The 17,277-nt window shown below is 72.7% G+C and carries 12 protein-coding genes and 1 pseudogene; 2 read left to right on the plus strand and 11 right to left on the minus strand.

The features are described 5' to 3' along the window. Positions 1 to 9: 9 nt before the first annotated feature. The 3 genes from rpmA to BMY97_RS22965 all read right to left on the minus strand — a co-directional run bounded on the left by rpmA (position 10) and on the right by BMY97_RS22965 (position 4,363). A complete protein-coding gene (rpmA, locus tag BMY97_RS22955) occupies positions 10 to 276 on the minus strand; it encodes a 50S ribosomal protein L27 (RefSeq protein ID WP_091619418.1) in 267 nt (88 codons plus the stop codon). A gap of 44 nt (positions 277 to 320) precedes the next feature. Next, positions 321 to 635 (minus strand): 50S ribosomal protein L21, encoded by a 315-nt coding sequence (gene rplU / locus BMY97_RS22960; protein ID WP_091619835.1) that lies wholly within the window; start codon positions 633 to 635, stop codon positions 321 to 323. 182 nt (positions 636 to 817) lie between these two features. Further along, entirely contained in the window at positions 818 to 4,363 is a 3,546-nt protein-coding gene (locus BMY97_RS22965) for a translation initiation factor IF-2 N-terminal domain-containing protein (RefSeq protein ID WP_091619420.1), read from the minus strand. 519 nt (positions 4,364 to 4,882) lie between these two features. Here BMY97_RS22965 and BMY97_RS22970 point away from each other — a divergent pair. Continuing rightward, a pseudogene (locus BMY97_RS22970) lies at positions 4,883 to 6,324 on the plus strand (S8 family peptidase). A gap of 26 nt (positions 6,325 to 6,350) precedes the next feature. Here the strand turns inward: BMY97_RS22970 and BMY97_RS22975 are convergent. The 6 genes from BMY97_RS22975 to ndk form a co-directional block, all read right to left on the minus strand. Beyond that, positions 6,351 to 7,178, minus strand: coding sequence for an ABC transporter permease (locus tag BMY97_RS22975; protein ID WP_091619422.1), 828 nt, complete (start codon positions 7,176 to 7,178; stop codon positions 6,351 to 6,353). Between the two features lie 61 nt (positions 7,179 to 7,239). Then, positions 7,240 to 8,043: an ABC transporter permease gene (locus tag BMY97_RS22980; protein WP_091619425.1), complete on the minus strand. Its 804-nt coding sequence runs from the start codon at positions 8,041 to 8,043 to the stop codon at positions 7,240 to 7,242. Next, positions 8,043 to 8,984, minus strand: a complete 942-nt coding sequence (locus tag BMY97_RS22985; protein WP_091619428.1) for an ABC transporter ATP-binding protein — start codon at positions 8,982 to 8,984, stop codon at positions 8,043 to 8,045. Before BMY97_RS22985 ends, BMY97_RS22980 begins: the two co-directional genes overlap by 1 nt. 50 nt (positions 8,985 to 9,034) lie before the next feature. After that, entirely contained in the window at positions 9,035 to 12,397 is a 3,363-nt protein-coding gene (locus BMY97_RS22990; protein WP_425425316.1) for a phosphodiester glycosidase family protein, read from the minus strand. A gap of 98 nt (positions 12,398 to 12,495) precedes the next feature. Beyond that, on the minus strand, positions 12,496 to 13,212 hold the full coding sequence (locus BMY97_RS22995; RefSeq protein WP_091619430.1) for a maleylpyruvate isomerase family mycothiol-dependent enzyme: 717 nt from the start codon (positions 13,210 to 13,212) through the stop codon (positions 12,496 to 12,498). Between the two features lie 84 nt (positions 13,213 to 13,296). Then, positions 13,297 to 13,707 carry a nucleoside-diphosphate kinase gene (gene ndk / locus BMY97_RS23000; RefSeq protein WP_091619433.1) on the minus strand — a complete coding sequence of 137 codons (411 nt, stop codon included), beginning with the start codon at positions 13,705 to 13,707 and terminating at the stop codon, positions 13,297 to 13,299. A 163-nt stretch (positions 13,708 to 13,870) separates the two neighbouring features. On the opposite strand from ndk, the gene BMY97_RS23005 reads away from it, so the two are divergent. Next, positions 13,871 to 14,446 (plus strand): hypothetical protein, encoded by a 576-nt coding sequence (locus BMY97_RS23005; protein ID WP_091619436.1) that lies wholly within the window; start codon positions 13,871 to 13,873, stop codon positions 14,444 to 14,446. Between the two features lie 51 nt (positions 14,447 to 14,497). On the opposite strand, the gene BMY97_RS23010 is transcribed toward BMY97_RS23005, so the two are convergent. Then, positions 14,498 to 16,051, minus strand: a complete 1,554-nt coding sequence (locus tag BMY97_RS23010) for an alkaline phosphatase D family protein (RefSeq protein WP_091619439.1) — start codon at positions 16,049 to 16,051, stop codon at positions 14,498 to 14,500. Positions 16,052 to 16,155: 104 nt separating this feature from the next. Continuing rightward, positions 16,156 to 17,229, minus strand: a complete 1,074-nt coding sequence (locus BMY97_RS23015; RefSeq protein WP_091619441.1) for an aldo/keto reductase — start codon at positions 17,227 to 17,229, stop codon at positions 16,156 to 16,158. Between the last annotated feature and the right edge of the window lie 48 nt (positions 17,230 to 17,277).

The raw sequence follows: 17,277 nt of genomic DNA on the forward strand, positions 1-17,277 counted from the left end.
AAGCCTGGATCAGGCGTCGACGGACTCAGACACGACGATGTTGACCGTCTTGCGGCCACGCTTCGTGCCGAACTCGACCGCACCGGCGGCGAGGGCGAACAGCGTGTCGTCGCCGCCACGGCCGACGTTCACGCCGGGGTGGAACTTGGTGCCGCGCTGGCGGATCAGGATCTCGCCGGCGTTGACTTCCTGGCCGCCGTAGCGCTTCACGCCCAGTCGCTGGGCGTTGGAGTCGCGACCATTGCGGGAGCTGGACGCACCCTTCTTGTGAGCCATCGCTCAAGCCTCTTTCTGAAGACAGACTACGAAGATCCGAAGAACTACAGGGAGATACCGGTGACCTCGACGCGGGTCAGCTTCTGCCGGTGACCCTGGCGCTTGTGGTAGCCGGTCTTGTTCTTGAACTTGTGGATCCGGATCTTCGGACCCTTGGTCTGCTCGACGACCTTGCCGGTGACCGAGACCTTCGCCAGTGCGTCGGCGTCCGTGGTGACCTCGCCACCGTCCACGAACAGCACGGCGGGGAAGGTGTGCTCGGTGCCCGGCTCGCCCTCGAGCTTCTCGACCTCGACGACGTCGCCGACGGCCACCTTGTACTGCTTGCCGCCGGTCTTGACGATCGCGTACGCCGACACGGAAGTCTCCTGCATTGATCTCGGCCCGGTAACTACTGGGCATTCGGGTGGGGGCTGGCGCGGACGGCCCGCCGTGACGGCGGTCCAGGTTCTCGCGCAGCGATCCGCTCTGGTGGCGGACCGTAGTACAGGCTACGTGAGGTTCCCCGGTGGATGGACACCGGGGTCCCCTACGTGGTGGTTCAGCTCTGCTCCGAGGCGTGCACCGGCGGACCCGCCGGACGCGAAGCCGTGCGGCGCGGACGGCGCCGGGTGCTGCGCGCGGCCGGGGCCGGCACTTCGATCTCGGATTCGGGCGCGGCGGACTGGTCCGCCCCGCCCGAAGTCTCACGGTGGGTCACCGGCTGCTCGGCCGGCTCGGGCTCCGGCGTGGCGGCCACGACCGGCTCCTCCTGCGGCACCTCGACCTCGTCGGCCGGGCTGGTGACCGGCTGCCCGGCCACCTCGACGGCCGGCTCCGGGACCGCGGGGGCGGCCTCGTGCACCTCCGACGCCTCGGCGGTGCCGGTCCGGCCGGTGCCGGTCGGGGCGGTGCCGGTCCGGGCGGTGCCGGTCCGGGCGGTGCCGGTCCGGGCAGTGCCGGTCCGGGCAGTGTCGGTCTGGCCGGTGCCGGTCGGGGCAGTGCCGGTCTGGGCAGTGCCAGTCTGGCCGGTCTCGGTCCGGGCGGTCTCGGTCTGGCCGGTCTCGGTCTGGACAGTGTCGGTCTGGCCGGTGCCGGTCGGGGCGGTGCCGGTCTGGGCGGTGTCGGTGGCCTCGGGCGAGTGCTCCTCGGACTCCGGCTTTGCCGCCACGACCTTCGCCGCGTTGGCCATCGCCTGCACTGCCGTGACCACGGACTCGCGCTGCTCCGGGGTCGGGGCCGGCTGCACCGGCTCGGTCTTGGGCTCGGCCTGCTGCGGGCTGTCCTCGCCCTTGCCGCGGCCGCCGCGCGACCGGCGGGAGCTCTTGCTCTCGCCACCGCCGCCGTGGTTGTGGCCGTTGTTCCCGCCGTTGCCGTTGCCGCCGCCGGCGGTGCGCTGCGGCTCGGTCGAGACGACCACGCCGCGGCCCTTGCAGTGCTCACACGGCGTGGAGAACGCCTCGAGCAGCCCGGTGCCGATCTTCTTGCGGGTCATCTGGACCAGGCCCAGCGAGGTGACCTCGGCGACCTGGTGACGCGTGCGGTCGCGGCCCAGGCACTCGGTCAGCCGGCGCAGGACCAGCTCGCGGTTGGACTCCAGCACCATGTCGATGAAGTCGATCACGATGATGCCGCCGATGTCGCGCAGCCGGAGCTGGCGGACGATCTCCTCCGCCGACTCCAGGTTGTTGCGGGTCACCGTCTCCTCGAGGTTGCCGCCCGAACCGGTGAACTTGCCGGTGTTGACGTCGATCACCGTCATCGCCTCGGTGCGGTCGATCACCAGGTAGCCGCCCGAGGGCAGCCAGACCTTGCGGTCCAGCGCCTTGGTGATCTGCTCGTCGATCCGGTGGTCGGCGAACGCGTCGCCGGTCCCGGTGTAGCGCTTGAGCCTGCCGATCAGGTCCGGCGCCACGTGCTCGACGTAGGAGTGGATGGTGTCCCAGGCCCGGCTGCCCTGGACCTCGAGCTTCGCGAAGTCCTCGGTGAACAGGTCGCGCACGACCTTCACCAGCAGGTCGGGCTCTTCGTAGAGCATGGTCGGCGCGCCGCCCTTCTTGGGCTGGCCCGACCCGGCCTTCTCCTTGATCACGTCCCACTGCGCCTTGAGGCGGCGGACGTCGCGGTCCAGCTCCTCCTCGACGATGCCCTCGGAGGCGGTGCGGATGATGACGCCCGCGTCCTCCGGGACGATCCGCTTGAGGATGTCCTTGAGCCGGCGCCGCTCGTTCTCCGGCAGCTTGCGGGAGATGCCGGTGGCCCCGCCGGCCGGCACGTAGACCAGGAAGCGGCCGGGCAGCGAGATCTGCGTGGTCAGCCGGGCGCCCTTGTGCCCGACCGGGTCCTTGGTGACCTGCACCAGGACGCTGTCGCCGGTGGAGAGCGCCTGCTCGATCTTGCGGGCCTTGCCCTCGAGGCCGGCGGCGTCCCAGTCGACCTCGCCGGCGTACAGCACGGCGTTGCGGCCGCGGCCGATGTCGATGAACGCGGCCTCCATGCTCGGGAGCACGTTCTGCACCCGGCCGAGGTAGACGTTGCCGACGATCGAGCCGGTGCCCGAAGACGTCACGAAGTGCTCGACCAGCACGCCGTCCTCGAGCACGCCGATCTGCGTCGAGTCGCCCTTCTCGGCGACGACCATGGTGCGCTCCACCGCTTCCCGGCGGGCCAGGAACTCGGCCTCGGACAGGATCGGCGCGCGGCGGCGGCCCGCCTCGCGGCCGTCGCGGCGGCGCTGGCGCTTGGCCTCCAGCCGGGTGGACCCGCGGACGCTGCGCACCTCGTCGCGCGCCGGGCGCTCGGCGGGCTGCTGCTCGGCCTTGGCCTGGCGGACGTGGGTGACGGTGTTGGGCGGGTCGTCGGTGCCCGAGCCGTCGGAGCTGTCGTCGTCCCCGCCCTTGCGGCGGCGACGGCGGCGACGGCGCTTGTTGCCGCCGTCGGAGTCGTTGTCGGAGTCGGCGTCGCCGGAGCTGTCCTCGGACTCGGCGCTCTCGGCTTCGGCGGGCTTGTCGTCCTCGTTCGTGTCGCCACCACGGCCGCGCTTGCGGCCCTGCGGGCGTTCCGGCTGCTCGTCGGCGGCCTCGTCTTCGCCCTCGCCCGAGCCCTCGTCGCCGCCCTTGCCACGGCCACGGCCCCGGCGGCCCCGACGACGGCGGCGGCGGCCGGCGGCCTCGTCGCTGTCGTCGTCATCGCGGTTGTCGCGGTCGTCCTGCTCGTCCGCGGTCTCTTCGGCCTGGTCCTCGTCGGCGGGCTCCTCGACCACGCCGAAGACCGGGCCCGGCTTGGAGCGCTTGGCCGGCGCTGGCTCCGCCTCCGGCGGCAGGAACACCGGCGACGGCGCGGCGAACACCGGCACGTGGACCGGGCGCTTGCGGCGGCCGGTGGGCCGCTCGGCCTGCTCGGCCGGCTCCGTGGCGGACGGCTCGGCCTGCGCTTCGGCGGCTTGCTGCCCGGCGGCCGACCGGCGGCCGGACTCCGGCTCGGCGGCCTGCTGCCCGGTCGCCGGCTGGGTGCCGGTCTTGCCGGTCGACTGGGTGCCGGCCTGCTGCCCGGCGGTCTCCTGGTTGCCGGCGGGCTGGTCGCTGAACGGCTGCCCGGCGGCGCGAGAAGCCCCGCGGCGCACGGTACGGCGGCCACCGGACTTGGCGGGCGCCTCGACAGCCGGGGCGTCAGCGGCTGCTGCGTCGGAGGACGGGGCTTCGGAAGCGTGGGCGTGGGCGGCCGCAGGCGAAGCTTCGGTGACCGGGGCGTCAGCCGCGCGGGTTTCAGCAGCCGGGGTGTCAGCAGCCGAGGCTTCAGCAGCCGGGGCGTCGGCAGCCGGGGTGGCCGCGGGCTCGGCCGCGGCGGGCTGCCCGGCCTCCTCGCCGGTGGAGTCGGCGGAGAGCGCCTCGGCGAGGCGGATCGCGACCTCACGGGTCACGCTGGACTGCGCACTGCGCGGGCTCTCACCCAGCTCGGTCAGCTTGGCGAGGATCTCGCGGCTGTTGGAGCCCAGCAGCTTGGCGAGCGCGTGCACACGAATGCGCGGCGGAAGCTCCCCCAGCGGGCTGGTGGTGGGTGCGGCGGTGTTCCCGCCGGCCTGGTCGGCGGGTGTATCCGCGTTCGACATGTTTCTCCTCCGCCCCCGGGCGCGTCGGCCGGTTTGCACCGGTTGACGACGCGGCCGCGCAGGGGCCCTTTCTGTTTCGTGCCCGCCAGGTGGTGTCCACCGGCGGGAATCCTTGCCAACAGCCATGCGGTCCACCGGTCGGCGGGACACGCATGGCAAGGTCTGCTCGGCGGTGCGCCGGTCTGGCTCGCAACCCCGCAGGCCACCCACCACGACGTCGAGCTGCCCGGCCTCCCGGGTGCGACGCACGTAGTGCCGGTCCGGCACTCCACCGGGCCGCTCAGGACGCGGGCGGGATGCCCGTCGCCGAAGCGGCCGACTGCAGTATCCCACACCGGGGTGTGCACCCGGTGTACTCGGTGCCACACGCAGGCGAGCAGGCGTGCCGCGGTCATGCACCCGGGCGAACTTCGGCGCAGCGCTTGTCCCGGTGCCGCGCCGGTGGCTACCGTGCGGCTCGGGCACGTGCGCGCAGGTCGCCGCGGTGCCCGGCGTTTCCTGCGTCCGGTGGGAGGTCCGGTGTCCCTGCTGGCGCGGCCGCTGCGGGCGGCCGTGTGCACCGTCGTGGCGCTTTCCGGGTGCCTCGCCGCCGGCCCGGCCGCGGCCTCGGCCGGGGACTCCTGCGCCCCCGGGGCCCGGGTGCTGCGCTACGTCGTCGCGTTCGGCCGCGGCACGCCCGAACCGGACGCGCGCGAGCAGCTCGCGACCGCCTGCGGGGACACGACCGTGTACTACCCGCAGATCGCTGTGGCGGTGGCCACGTCGGCGGATCCGGGGTTCCCCGCGAAGATCGGGGCAGACCGGGCATTCAGCGCACAAGGGACGAGGCTGGCGGAGCAGCGCGCGACCGGCGCCGACCCGGTCCGGCCGGCGCTCGCCCCGCTCTCCCCCACCGACCCGGCCCGGGTGCCGTCCGCCGACCTGACCGGCGAGCAGTGGGACATGCGCGCGATCAACGCGGCCGCGGCGCACCGGATCACCGAGGGCCGCCGTGACGTGGTGGTCGGCGTGCTGGACTCCGGCGTCGACCCGCGCCACCCGGACCTCGCGGGCGCGATGGACGCCGGGGATTCCGCGGGCTGCCTGACCGGCGCCGCCGACCCGCGGCCGGCGGCGTGGCAGCCCACCACCTCGGTGCACGGCACGCACGTGGCGGCATCATCGCGGCGGCCGACGACGGCAAGGGCGTGACCGGGGTCGCGCCCGGCGTGCGGATCGCGTCGGTCAAGGTGATCGACGACCGCGGCAACGCCGACCCGGAAGCCGCCGTCTGCGGGCTGATGTGGTCGGCCGCGCACCACCTGCCGGTGACCAACAGCAGCTGGTTCGTGAACCCGTGGTCCCTCTCGTGCGTGCGCGGCGATGACAACGGCGTGGTGCACGAGGTGCTGGCGCGGGCGGTGGAGTACGCGACTTCGGCAGGCACCCTGAACGTCGCGGCGGCGACGAACGAGGCGGTCGACCTGACCCCCTCGCCGCATTCGGGCGTGCCCTCCGCCCCCAGCCGGTGCGAAGCGCTGCCGGCCGGGCTGCGTGACGTGGTGGCGGTTTCCGCCGTCGGCGCGGACCGGGTGAAAACGGGCTACAGCTCGTACGGCCTCGGCGTGGTCGATGTCACCGCTCCCGGCGGGGACGCGGGCCAGTGCGTGGTGTCCACCGTGCCGGGCGGGTACGCGCCGCTGTGCGGCACCTCGATGGCGGCGCCGCACGTGGCCGGGGTGCTGGCGCTGCTGAAGTCCGTCCATCCGGCCGACTCACCGGCGGACCTGCGCCGCGCCCTGGAGGCCCGGGCCTCGCCCCTGGCCTGCCCGGACGACTACGACCTGACCGGCGACGGCGCGCAGGACGCGTACTGCGCGGGCTACGACAACTACAACGGCTTCTACGGCCACGGCATGGCCGACGCGCTGGCCGCGGTGGAGACGCCGACGATGGGGCCGCCCGACCCCGCCGCGCGGTGAGCACGCCGGCCGGATGAGCGAGCGGCTCAGGTGAGCAGCAGCTTGGTGATCCTCCTCGTGGAGCCCCAGACCCCGAGGCCGGCCAGCACCAGCAGATAGGCCAGGTTGGCGAGCAGGCTCCAGGACAGGACACCCGACGCGAGGCCGCGCATCAGCTCGATGCCGTGGTACAGCGGGAAACAGCGGACCACCCACTGCAGCGCCCCGGGGTAGACCGAAAGCGGGAAGAACGTGGTGGAGAACAGGAACATCGGCATCAGCACGAGCTGGATGTAGTCGAACTGCGAGGGCGACTTCAGGAAGCTCACCAGCGTGATGCTGATCGCCGAGAAGGCGAACGACACCAGCAGCGAGACCGGCAGGAGCAGCAGCGCCCACCACGACGTGAGCAGGCCCATCGCACCCGTGACGGCCATGAAGGCGACCGAGTAGATGCCGCCGCGCAGCATGGCCCAGCCGATCTCGCCGAGCGCCACGTCGAGCGGGCCGATCGGGGTGGCGAGCATGGCGTCGTACGTTTTCGCGTAGCGGAGCTTGAAGAACAGGTTGTACGTGGACTCGAAGACCGCCCCGTTCATCGCCGACGACGCGAGCAACGCGGGCGCCACGAAGGCGACGTAGCTCATCGGCCGCCCGTCCGGGCCCGCGACGCTGGTGACGAGCTTGCCGAACCCGACCTGGAACGCGACCAGGTAGAACAGCGGCTCCAAGGCCCCGGACAGCAGGATCATCCAAGACCGGCTGTAGACCGTGAGCGCCCGTTCGATCAGCGCGCTCGCCCGGCCGCTGTACAAGCCTGGTGGCAGGACGCGCAGCATCAGGCCGCGCCGCTCCGGGACATCGAGCAGGGTCATCGGTTCACCGGCTTTCGGGACGGGCGCGCAGCGGCGGCCTGGGACAGCTCCGGCTCGGGCATCAGTTCACCAGCCGTTGCCGGAAGAAGCGGTGGGCCAGCGCCCAGCCGCCCAGCACCAGCACGGCCAGGTAGGCCGCGTGGCCGAGCGCGGGCCAGGCGCCGACCCCGCCGAGGGTGACGGCGCGCGACAGCTGCGTGCCGTGCCACAGCGGGGAAATCCAGGCGAGCCAGCGCAGGTACAGCGGGATCTGGGTGATCGGGAAGAAGGTCCCCGAGAACAACGTCATCGGGATGACCACGAAGCGGAAGATCAGGCCGAACCGGGTGCCCTCGTCGAAGGTCTTGGCGGCCAGCGCCGCCATCGGGGCCGAGCAGGCGAGGCCGGTCAGGGTGCCCGCCAGGATCACGGCCAGCGCGCCGAAATTCGCCCAGGCGCCGAAGAAGACGGCGACCAGCGCGTAGATCGAGCCGGCCAGCGTGAGCTTCAGGGTGCTCCAGATCAGGTGCCCGCCGAGCACCTGGCCCGGTGACACCGGCGTGGCCGTGACCGCCAGGTAGTCCTTCTGCCACTTGAACCCCGACAGCACGGGGTAGCTCGAATCGCCGACGCCCATCTGGGCGGAGCCGGCGACGAGCAGGGCCGGCGCCACGTACTGCAGGTACGACACGCCGCCGGTGGCCGGGCCCGCCTGCACCTGCGAGCCGAAGCCCAGCCCCATCGCGGCGAGGAACAGCACCGGCTGCAGACCGGTCGAGTACAGCGTGGCCAGCCAGTAGCGCCGGTACCAGGTCCAGTGGCCCTCGACGCGCAGCCAGGCGCCGTGCCAGCGGCCGACGACGCGGCCGGTTGCGGGTGCGGTCATCAGTCCACCAGCGTCCGGCCGGTGAGCCGGAGGAACACGTCCTCCAGCGAGCTGCGGCGGACCAGGCTGGACAGCGGCCGCAGGCCACGCTCGTGCGCGCGCTCCAGCGTGTCCTCGCCGGCCGGGGTGTAGAGCAGCACGCGGTCGGGCAGCACCTCGACGCGATCGGCCAGGTCCTCGACCCGGCGCGCCGCCGCTTCCTGCTCGCCGGCCGGGAACCGCAGCTCGACGACCTCCCGGGTGGAGTACCGGGCGATCAGCTCCGCGGGCGAGCCCTCGGCGGCGATCCGCCCGGAGTCCATCACCACCAGCCGGTCGCACAGCTGCTCGGCCTCGTCCATGTAGTGCGTGGTGACGATCAGCGTGGTGCCCTGCGCCTTGAGCCGGAACAGCCGGTCCCACAACAGATGGCGGGCCTGCGGGTCGAGGCCCGTGGTGGGCTCGTCGAGCAGCAGCAGCTCCGGGTCGTTCACCAGCGAGCGCGCGATGGTGAGCCGCCGCTTCATGCCGCCCGAGAGCGAATCGACCGGTTTCTCGGCGCGGTCGCTGAGCTGCGCGAACTCCATCAGCTCCTCGGCCTTGCGCCGCACGTGTGCCCGCGACAGCCCGAAATACCGGCCGTAGATGTGCAGGTTCTGCCGCACGGTCAGCTCGACGTCGAGGTTGTCCTCCTGCGGCACCACGCCCAGCCGCGCGCGGATCCGCGGCCCGGCCACGTCCGGGTCCTGGCCCAGCACGCGCAGGTCGCCCTCGGTGCGCGGCGACACGCAGGCGATCATCCGCATGGTGGAGGACTTCCCGGCGCCGTTGGGCCCCAGGAAGCCGAACGCCTCGCCCGGGCGCACCTCCACGTCGATGCCGCGGACCGCTTCGAAGTCACCGAACCGCTTCACCAGCGCCTTGGCCTGGACCAGTGGCGGTTCTGTCGCTGTGTCTCCCACCCCGCAGACACTAGGACCCACCACCGACAGTTTTCGACCGCTTTAGCCGATCATCGGCCGACGGTGACCGGGAAGACCCGCGAAACCCCGTTCACCGCCACGGAAATCCGCGCGACGCCCGGATGCAGCGCGGTCAGCGAACCCGTCGCCGGATCGTAGGAGACGACGTCCCACGGCAGCGGCGGCCACGGCCCGATGTGCACGCCGGAGCCGCTCCAGTCCGCGCTCACCGGGTACGCCACCGGGACCACGCGCCCGCCCTGGGTCAGCGTCGCGCGCAGCTCGGCTTTCTGGCCGGGCCGCAGCGACGAGGGCCCGGTGACCGACAGCGTGTCGACGTTCGGCCGCGTTTCGAATCGCACCGGCTGCGCGCGGTCCGCCGGGTCGACCCGCACCAGCGTCCAGCCGACGAAGCCGCCGTCGCCGGGCGCCGCCGCCGGGGTCTTGCCCGAGTTGCCGTTCACCAGGTACGGCACGCCGTCGGTGCGCGACAGGCTGAACACGCCCGCGTGCGACGCGATCGAGGCCGCCTGCTTGCCGGAAGCCTGCTCGAAATCGGTGAGCCAGCTGGTCAGCAGGTCGGCTTCCTTGCGGTCGCCCAGCTGCGAGTTGCCGGTCGGGCTCGGGTCCTTCACCGGGTGGTGCATCGCGACGACGACCCCGCGGATCGAGGGGTCCCGCTCCGCGCCGTCGAGCGCGTCGCGCAGCATCCGCACCTGGTCGAAGCCGCCCGCGCGCAGCGATCCGCGCGAGGAGTCCATCAGCACCAGGCGGATCCCGTGCACGTCCACCACCTGGTGCGTCACGCCGAACGCGGCCTGGAACTGGGCCAGCCCGTCGCCGGCCTCGGCCTCGTGGTTGCCGGGCACGTAGTACCACGGCACCTTGCCCGCCAGCTCCTCGTCGATGACCTTCCGCGCCAGCGCGAAGTCCGGTGCCGTGCCGCGGTCGACCAGGTCGCCGTTGATCAGCACCAGGTCCGGTTCGGCCGCGACCGCCTCGCGCATCGCCCGCCGCGCCTGCGCGACCAGCGGGCCGTCCGGCGCGTCGGCGGTGAATTGCGCGTCGCTGACCACCGCGATCCGCAGGCCGCCCGAGCCGAGCGTGCCGTCGGTGACCAGCGCGGGGTCGTGCACCGGCGGGTCCGCCGGCACCGTGGCCGACGGCGCGACCTCGAAGGTGAGGTCGTCGAACACCAGCCGGCCCGAGTACTGCTGGTCCGGCACGTTCTCCACGGCGTAGAAGCGGGTCAGCGCCTGCCCGGCCGGCAGCCCGGCGGGCACGGTGGCGGTGACGTAGCGCCAGCCGGTCCAGTCCACGCTCAGCGACAAGTCCACAATGGACGCCACGTTCGCCGCGTCGTGCAGCTCCGCGCGCAACCAGGCGCCCTTGCCGTCGCCGTCGACCCACAGCCCGATCTTCTGCGTGCCGGCCGGGACCGGAATCGGCGTCGCCGCGTTGATGTACGCGGCGCGCGTGGCGTTCGTGCCGGTCAGGCGGTAGTCGAGGGCGAGGCCCTGCCCGCCGTCACGCCCCGGCGCGGCCGAGAGCGCGGCGCCGACCACGGCCGGGTACACGCTGGCACTCCAGCCCGCCGGACCGTCCAAAGGGGACGCGATCTGCGGCACGGTGCCCACGGAAGCGGCCAGGTGCGCGGTGAGCCCGGCCGCGTGCACCGTGATCGCCGACGCGCCCGAGGCGGCCAGCGCGGTGACGGCGAACCTGTCGGCCGACGGCTCCACCTTGACCACCGCGGGGTCGTAGTCCAGCTTCACGTCGCGGGGTTCGAGCCAGGTGCCGTAACCGTCGGCGTCGTAGCCGTAGACCTGGAACGTGCTCTTCGCGCCGGCGCCGGACAGCGCGACCTGCCCGGTGCTCGTGCCGAGCCGCACCGGGGTGCCGAGCACGGAAAGCCTGGTCCGGCCCGAAATCCGGCCGGCTCGGGCGGTGACGTCCAGGTCCGTTCGCGCGTCCGGGTGCAGCAGATCGGCGTGCGCGGTGAAGACGTTGTCCGTGACGCTGCCACGCCACGGGTTCGACGTGGTCCAGCGCGGGCTGGCCGCCACGGCCGCGCCGGTCTCGTCGTGGCCGTCCGCGACCAGCACGCGCGAGAGCCCCGACAGGACCCTGGTGGCGTTCTTGGTGTTCTGCGCGGGCGCCGGCGCGAAACCGGTCAGCCGGCCGCTGCCCGGCACGGTGGCGACGCCGATGCCGTTGGGCACCAGGCGTTCCCCGCCGTCCGACGGCGAGTTGCGCACGCTCGGCGCGGCCTCGCCCTCGTCGCGGGCGAGCAGGGTGGACGAGCCGCCGCCGTCGAGGTTGATCGCGTCGTCGGCGCCGAGGGCCTTCATCTGACGGGCCAGTTCCAGCTCGGTCATCCCGCGGCTGTCGGCCTGGCGGCCGTCGATGGTGACGAGCCACATCCGCCTGCCGTCGGCGGAAAACCCGACGGCCGTGCGCGGCGCGAGGGTGACGTCGTCGACCGGCTGCGGCCGGCCGTCCTTCAGCAGCGCCTCGTTGCCGCCGACCGCGACGGCGATCTTCCCGGCATCCGAGCGCGGCGCGTACGAGACGCCGACGCGGTCGCCGACGTGCAACGCGCTCACCGTGTCCGCCCCGGCCTCGCGGCCCAGCAGAACCGTGCTGCCGGCCGGGATCGGGCCGTCCGCGGGCGCGGTCCGCACCTGCGTGACCACGCCGTCGCGGATCTCGGCTTCGGCCACACGCTGGGCGCCCGCCACGGAGGTCGTGCGCGCCGACGCGCCCCAGAGCGGGGTGTAGACGCCGAGCGCGCCGGGGCCGAGGACGGGGCTGTTGAAGTTGGTCGCGGGGACGGCGCGGCCGTCCGGCATCGTGACAGTGGCCTCGAGGAAGATGTCCGCGAGCTTCGCCTTGCCCTCGTCGGTGATGGCGGCGGTGGTGTTGTGCCCGGCGGCCGGCGCGGTCTGGAGCTGCCCGTGGTCGATGCCGACGCCGATCGGTGCGCCCGTGGCGGAGATGTCGAAGAAGTCGCCGTTCACACCCGCGACCGCGCCCGTGCGCGCGACCTGCTGCGAGAGCGGCGTGCGCGCGGAAACCGTGCCAGGGCTCAGGTACGTCGGCTTCAGCACCTTGCCGGACAGGTCGACGCTCAGCGTGTCGCCGCGGATCCAGCCCTTCGGGTCGAAGCGGTCGAACTGCGTCAGGTCCAGACCAGGCGCGACGGTCGTTTTGGCGCTGCTGGTGACGAGCCCGTCGTCCGGCGTCGATGCGGCGTACGTGACCGGTGCCTCGCGGGCCGAAGACGCGGCGGGCGCGCCCTCGACCGGCGGCGGGCCGAGCGGCGCGGCGAGGGGGTCCGCGACAGCCGTGGCCGGGATCGCGGTCAGGACGCAGAGCAGCGCGCAGACGAGCACGAAAGGCGACTTCTTCACTTGGTACCCCAGTATCGAGTGAGTGACTTCGCCCAGAAAAGTCCACCGGCGGGACCGGCGGAAGGCTTCGCGGGTGAACGTCGCCTGAATGGCTCAGGTCAGGGCGTGAGCGGAGCCCGCAGGAACGCCGTGGCGAGCGCTTCGTCGCCGGTGATCCGCGGTTCGGCCGCGGGGCGCTTCCACAGTCGCAGCAACAACTGCTGCGCCGGGGCCTCGACGGTGGCGGCGGCTTCAGCCTCGCCCAGCGCGGGCGGCTCGCCCGGAACCAGCGTCCAGGACTGCCCGGTGTCGGTGGCGCGAAGGGTGATCGGCGCGGGCAGCGAAGGGACGGCGTGCCAGCGCGTGATCCGCGGCAGCATCGCGCCCAAGACCTCGTCGATGCCGTCGGCGGCGATCAGCGGGTCCAGCTCCGGGGCGGGGCCGCGGGCGGCGTCGACGAGGTGCACCGCGGTCTCGTGGACCTGGCGGCGGAACCAGAACGCCTTGGTCTTTTCGGTGCCGCCGAAGTGCCAGCACCGGGCGGCCGGATCGGCCTCGGCGAGGGCGTCGAGCAGCAGCGCCGCGCTCTCGGCGTACCACTGCGCGAGGTCCGCGGGCGGCGCGCTCTCGAACGCCTGGCGCTGCGGCTCGCCGGTGCGGACGATCGTGGCCGCCCAGCGGTGCACGTTTCCCAGGTGCGTGCCGAGGCCCGCGCGCGTCCAGTCGCCGCAGGCCGGGATCAGCTCGTCCGGTTCGCCCGCGCGCAGTTCGGCGGCGAACGCTTCGGTGAGCGTGCGCAGATGCGGCAGGTACGCGGAGGGCGGCAACGCGGTCATCGGTGGCCTCACCGGGAGAAGTGCTTGTGGGGAAAGGGAAAGCCGGGGCGGAGCGCTCGGCCCCGTCCCGGCTTCAGTCCCGGCTCACAGGTCCGGGAACCACAGCTTCAGCTCGCGCTCGGCCGACTCCGGCGAGTCGGAGCCGTGCACCAGGTTGTACTGCGTCTCCAGGGCGAAGTCGCCGCGCAGGGTGCCCGGCGTGGCCTTCTCGACCGGGTCGGTGCCGCCGGCCAGCTGGCGGAACGCGGCGATGGCGCGCGGGCCCTCGACGGCGAGCGCCACGACCTGGCCCGAGGTGATGAACTCCAGCAGGTCGCCGAAGAACGGGCGCTCCTTGTGCTCGGCGTAGTGCTCCTCGGCCAGCGAGCGCTCGACCGTGCGCAGTTCGAGGGCGGCCAGCTTCAGGCCCTTGCGCTCGATGCGCGAGACGACCTCGCCGACGAGGCCGCGCGCGACGCCATCGGGCTTGACGAGGACCAGCGTGCGTTCAGTCACGACGGTGTTTCTCCTTGTAAGGATTCGTGTTAACGGGTGCCGAGCCTAACCGACGGGCCCGCGAGGTCCGCCCCGGCGTGCTGTTACATCGGAAGTGCATGCGTCACAGTTCGATTTGTGGTCTGATGTGCCCCGCTACCCGGTATGACCCGAGGGGGACTGGATGAAGAGCGTGATTTGGTGGTCCATCGGCTTGCTGTTCGGGCTGGGGCTGATGGCGATCGGCCTGTTCGGCACCATGAGCGACAGCGACATCGTGCTGTGCGGCAGCGAAACCATGCAGCCGGGCGAGACCTGTGAAACGACCACCTACGGCCAGAAGTCCAGCGAGACCTACGAGGAGAAGCTGCAGGAATCGAAGGACGACAAGGCGAGCTTCGAGGGCGGCGGCCGGTGGGTCACGTTCGGGATCGGCGCGGGGATCGGCGCCCTGTGCGGCTGGCGGCTGGTCGTCGCGATCCGGCGCAAGGCCAGGCAGGGGTCCGGCACTGCTGCCGCGGCCGTGGAGTTCGGGCAGGGGTCCGGCGCGGTCGGCCCGACAGTGGCGCCCGGGCAGCAGCCCGGCTTCGGCCCGCCGCCGGGATACCCGCAGCAGTTCCCGCAGCAGTTCCCGCAGCAGCAGGGATATCCCGCCGCGCAGAACCACCAGCCGGGATACCAGCAGCAGGGATTCCCGCCGCCGCAGGGGTTTCAGCAGCCTCCGCCGCCGGGATACCAGAACGGGCCGTACCAGCAGTAGCGGCCCGGCCGCCCGGGTCCGGTGTCGCCGGAACCCGGGCGCCCGGTGTGCTCAGCGGCCCTGCGGCTGGAACGTCTTCGACCACAGCGAGGCGCCCGTGCCGTCCCGCAGGTCGACGGTCAGGTCGCCGCTCGCGCCGTCGACGTTCAGCTCGCCGAAGTGCTGGAACCCTTGTGCGGGCGAGGAATTCTGCGTCACCGGGGCGTGCACGAACACGGCCTCGGGCCCGAACGTCGGGTCGAGCGCGTTGGGGCCGAACGCACCGGCGTTGAGCGGGCCGGAGACGAACTCCCAGAACGGGTCGAAGTCGCCGGCCGCGGCCCGGTCCGGCGAGTAGTGGTGCGCGGCGGTGTAGTGCACGTCGGCGGTCAGCCAGACGACGTTGCGCACGCGGCGGCGCGAGATCTCCCGCAGGACCCACGCCAGCTCCGTCTCACGGCCGCCGGGCGCGCCGGGCCGGTTGTTCGCGACGGCCTCGATCGCCGTGCCGTCCGGCACCACGAGCCCGATCGGCATGTCGGCCTGCACGATCTTCCACGTCGCGGTGCTGCGGCCGAGCGCGTCGGCGAGCCAGCGCGCCTGCCGGTCGCCGAGGATGTGGCCGGGTTTCGACTGGTCCGCGGTGTTGGCGTCGCGGTAGGTGCGCATGTCGAGCACGAAGACCTCGACCCGGCTGCCGTGGCGGAACCTGCGGTAGACGCGGCCGTCGACGGCCTGGCGCCGGTCGATCGGGTGCCATTCGTGGAACGCCTGGAACGCACGCGGGGCGAGCACGTCCACCCGCTTCTCGGTGTATTCCGGGCGGTCGTTCATCACCTCGCCCGGGTACCAGTTGTTCGAGACCTCGTGATCATCCCACTGGACCACGCTGGGCACCTCGGCGGCGAACCGGCGGAAGTGCTCGTCGAGCCGGTTGTAGGCGTGCTGGCCGCGGAACTCGTCGAGGGTCTCGGCGACCTTGGACTTCTCCGGCGTCACGACGTTGTGCCAGACACCGCCGCCGCCGGGCAGGGTGACGGATTCGGTGAGCGGGCCGTCGGCGTACACGGTGTCGCCGCTGTGCAGGAAGAGGTCCGGGCGGCGGTCGGCCATGGCGCCGAAGATCGTCATGCCGCCCAGGGCCGGGTTGATGCCGTAGTTCTGGCCCGCGACGTCGCCGCTCCAGAGGATCCGCGTGTCGGCGCGGCCGAGCGGCGCGGTGGCGAAGCGGCCCGTCACCGCCTCGCTCGCGGTGCGCCCGTCGAGGTCCACGGCGGTGACGCGGTAGTGGTAGCCGGTGCCCGGCCGCAGGCCCGCGAGGCGCACCTTGCCGGTGCCGCCGGTCGCGGGCGAGACAACCGGCCCGGCGACGCGGCGGGCGTCGCGAAACGACGGGTCGCGCGCGATTTCCACCATCAGCCGCGCCGGCCGGTCGGCCCGCGACCAGACGATGCCGGAGCCGGTGGTGACGTCACCGGACGCGACGCCGTGGGTGAGCACCGGGCGGCCGCGGCGGATCAGGGGCGCAGCCGCCGCCGTCCCGGGCAGGAGCAGCCCGCCGGCCAGTGCGGACGTGGCGAGCCCGGCTTTGAGCAGCATGCGGCGGGAGTGGGTCGATTCGGTCATGCCGGACGTTCTATCCCGCCCTCACGGCGCGGTGGCCAACACTGCCTGTCGCCGGGGTGAACGCCGCGAGGGCGGGGAAACGCCGGTTGTGGACACTGTGGTGCCTAGGCCCAGTTCCGGATGCCCGGCGCGTAGCCCGCGGGCTTGTCGCCGACCTTGAGGCCCGGGCTGACCAGCCAGTTCTGATACGCCGGGGTGAACATGCGGTACACCGACGCCGGCGGGATCGCGCTCGCTTCGTCGAGGAGCGTGCGCAGTTCGGCGGGGATTTCGAAGTCGAGGGCCGCCATGCTGGTGGCGAGCTGGGCGGCGCTGCTGGCGCCGACGATCGCGGAGGCGATGCCCGGCTGGGTCGCCACCCAGTTGATCGCGACCTGGGCCATCGTCACGCCGAGCTGGGCCGCGACCTCCTCCAGGGGCTTCAGCAGCTGCCATTCGCGGTCGGTCCAGGTCTGTGCGTCCGGCGCAGCGAAGCGGCCTTCGGCCCCGTTGCGGTACTTGCCCGTGAGGAACCCGCCTGCCAGCGGGCTCCACGCGGTGACGCCGAGGCCCAGCGTCTGGCCCATCGGCACGTGCTCGGTCTCGATCTCGCGCTGCACCAGCGAATACGGCAGCTGCAGGTTGATCACGGGCGTGAGCGCGTTGGCCTCGGCGAACGTCTGGGCCCGCGAGGCGTACCAGCTGGGCACGTCGGACAGCCCGGCGTAACGGATCTTGCCCGCGCGGGCGAGGTCGTCGAACGTGCGCATGACCTCCTCCACCGGGGTGAGCCGGTCCCAGGTGTGCAGCAGGAAGAGGTCGGCGTGGTCGGTGCCCAGCCGGCGCAGCGACGCCTCCAGCGCGCGGATCATGTGCTTGCGCCCGTTGCCGCCCGCGTTCGGGTCGCCGTCGGCCACGCTGTTGGTGAACTTGGTGGTGAGCACGACGCGGTCCCGCACACCGGCTTCGGCGATGAGCTTGCCGAGGATGGTTTCGCTCTCCCCGGCGGTGTAGAAGTCCGCCGTGTCGATGAAGTTGCCGCCTTCCTCGAGGTAGCGGCGGAAGATCGGGCGGACCTCGTCCTCGGTCTTCCCGTAGGCGGCGTGGAAGCCGCCGGTGCCGAAGTTCATCGTGCCCAGTGCGAGCCTGCTGACGCGCAGCCCGGAGCGGCCGAGGAGGTAGTACTGGTCGAGTGCCATGGAAAGTGCTCCTGTGCAACGGAAATCCTGTGGTCCGTTTCAGGTAAC

The sequence above is a fragment of the Amycolatopsis saalfeldensis genome, from assembly GCF_900110575.1.
Classification (GTDB): Bacteria; Actinomycetota; Actinomycetes; order Mycobacteriales; family Pseudonocardiaceae; genus Amycolatopsis; species Amycolatopsis saalfeldensis.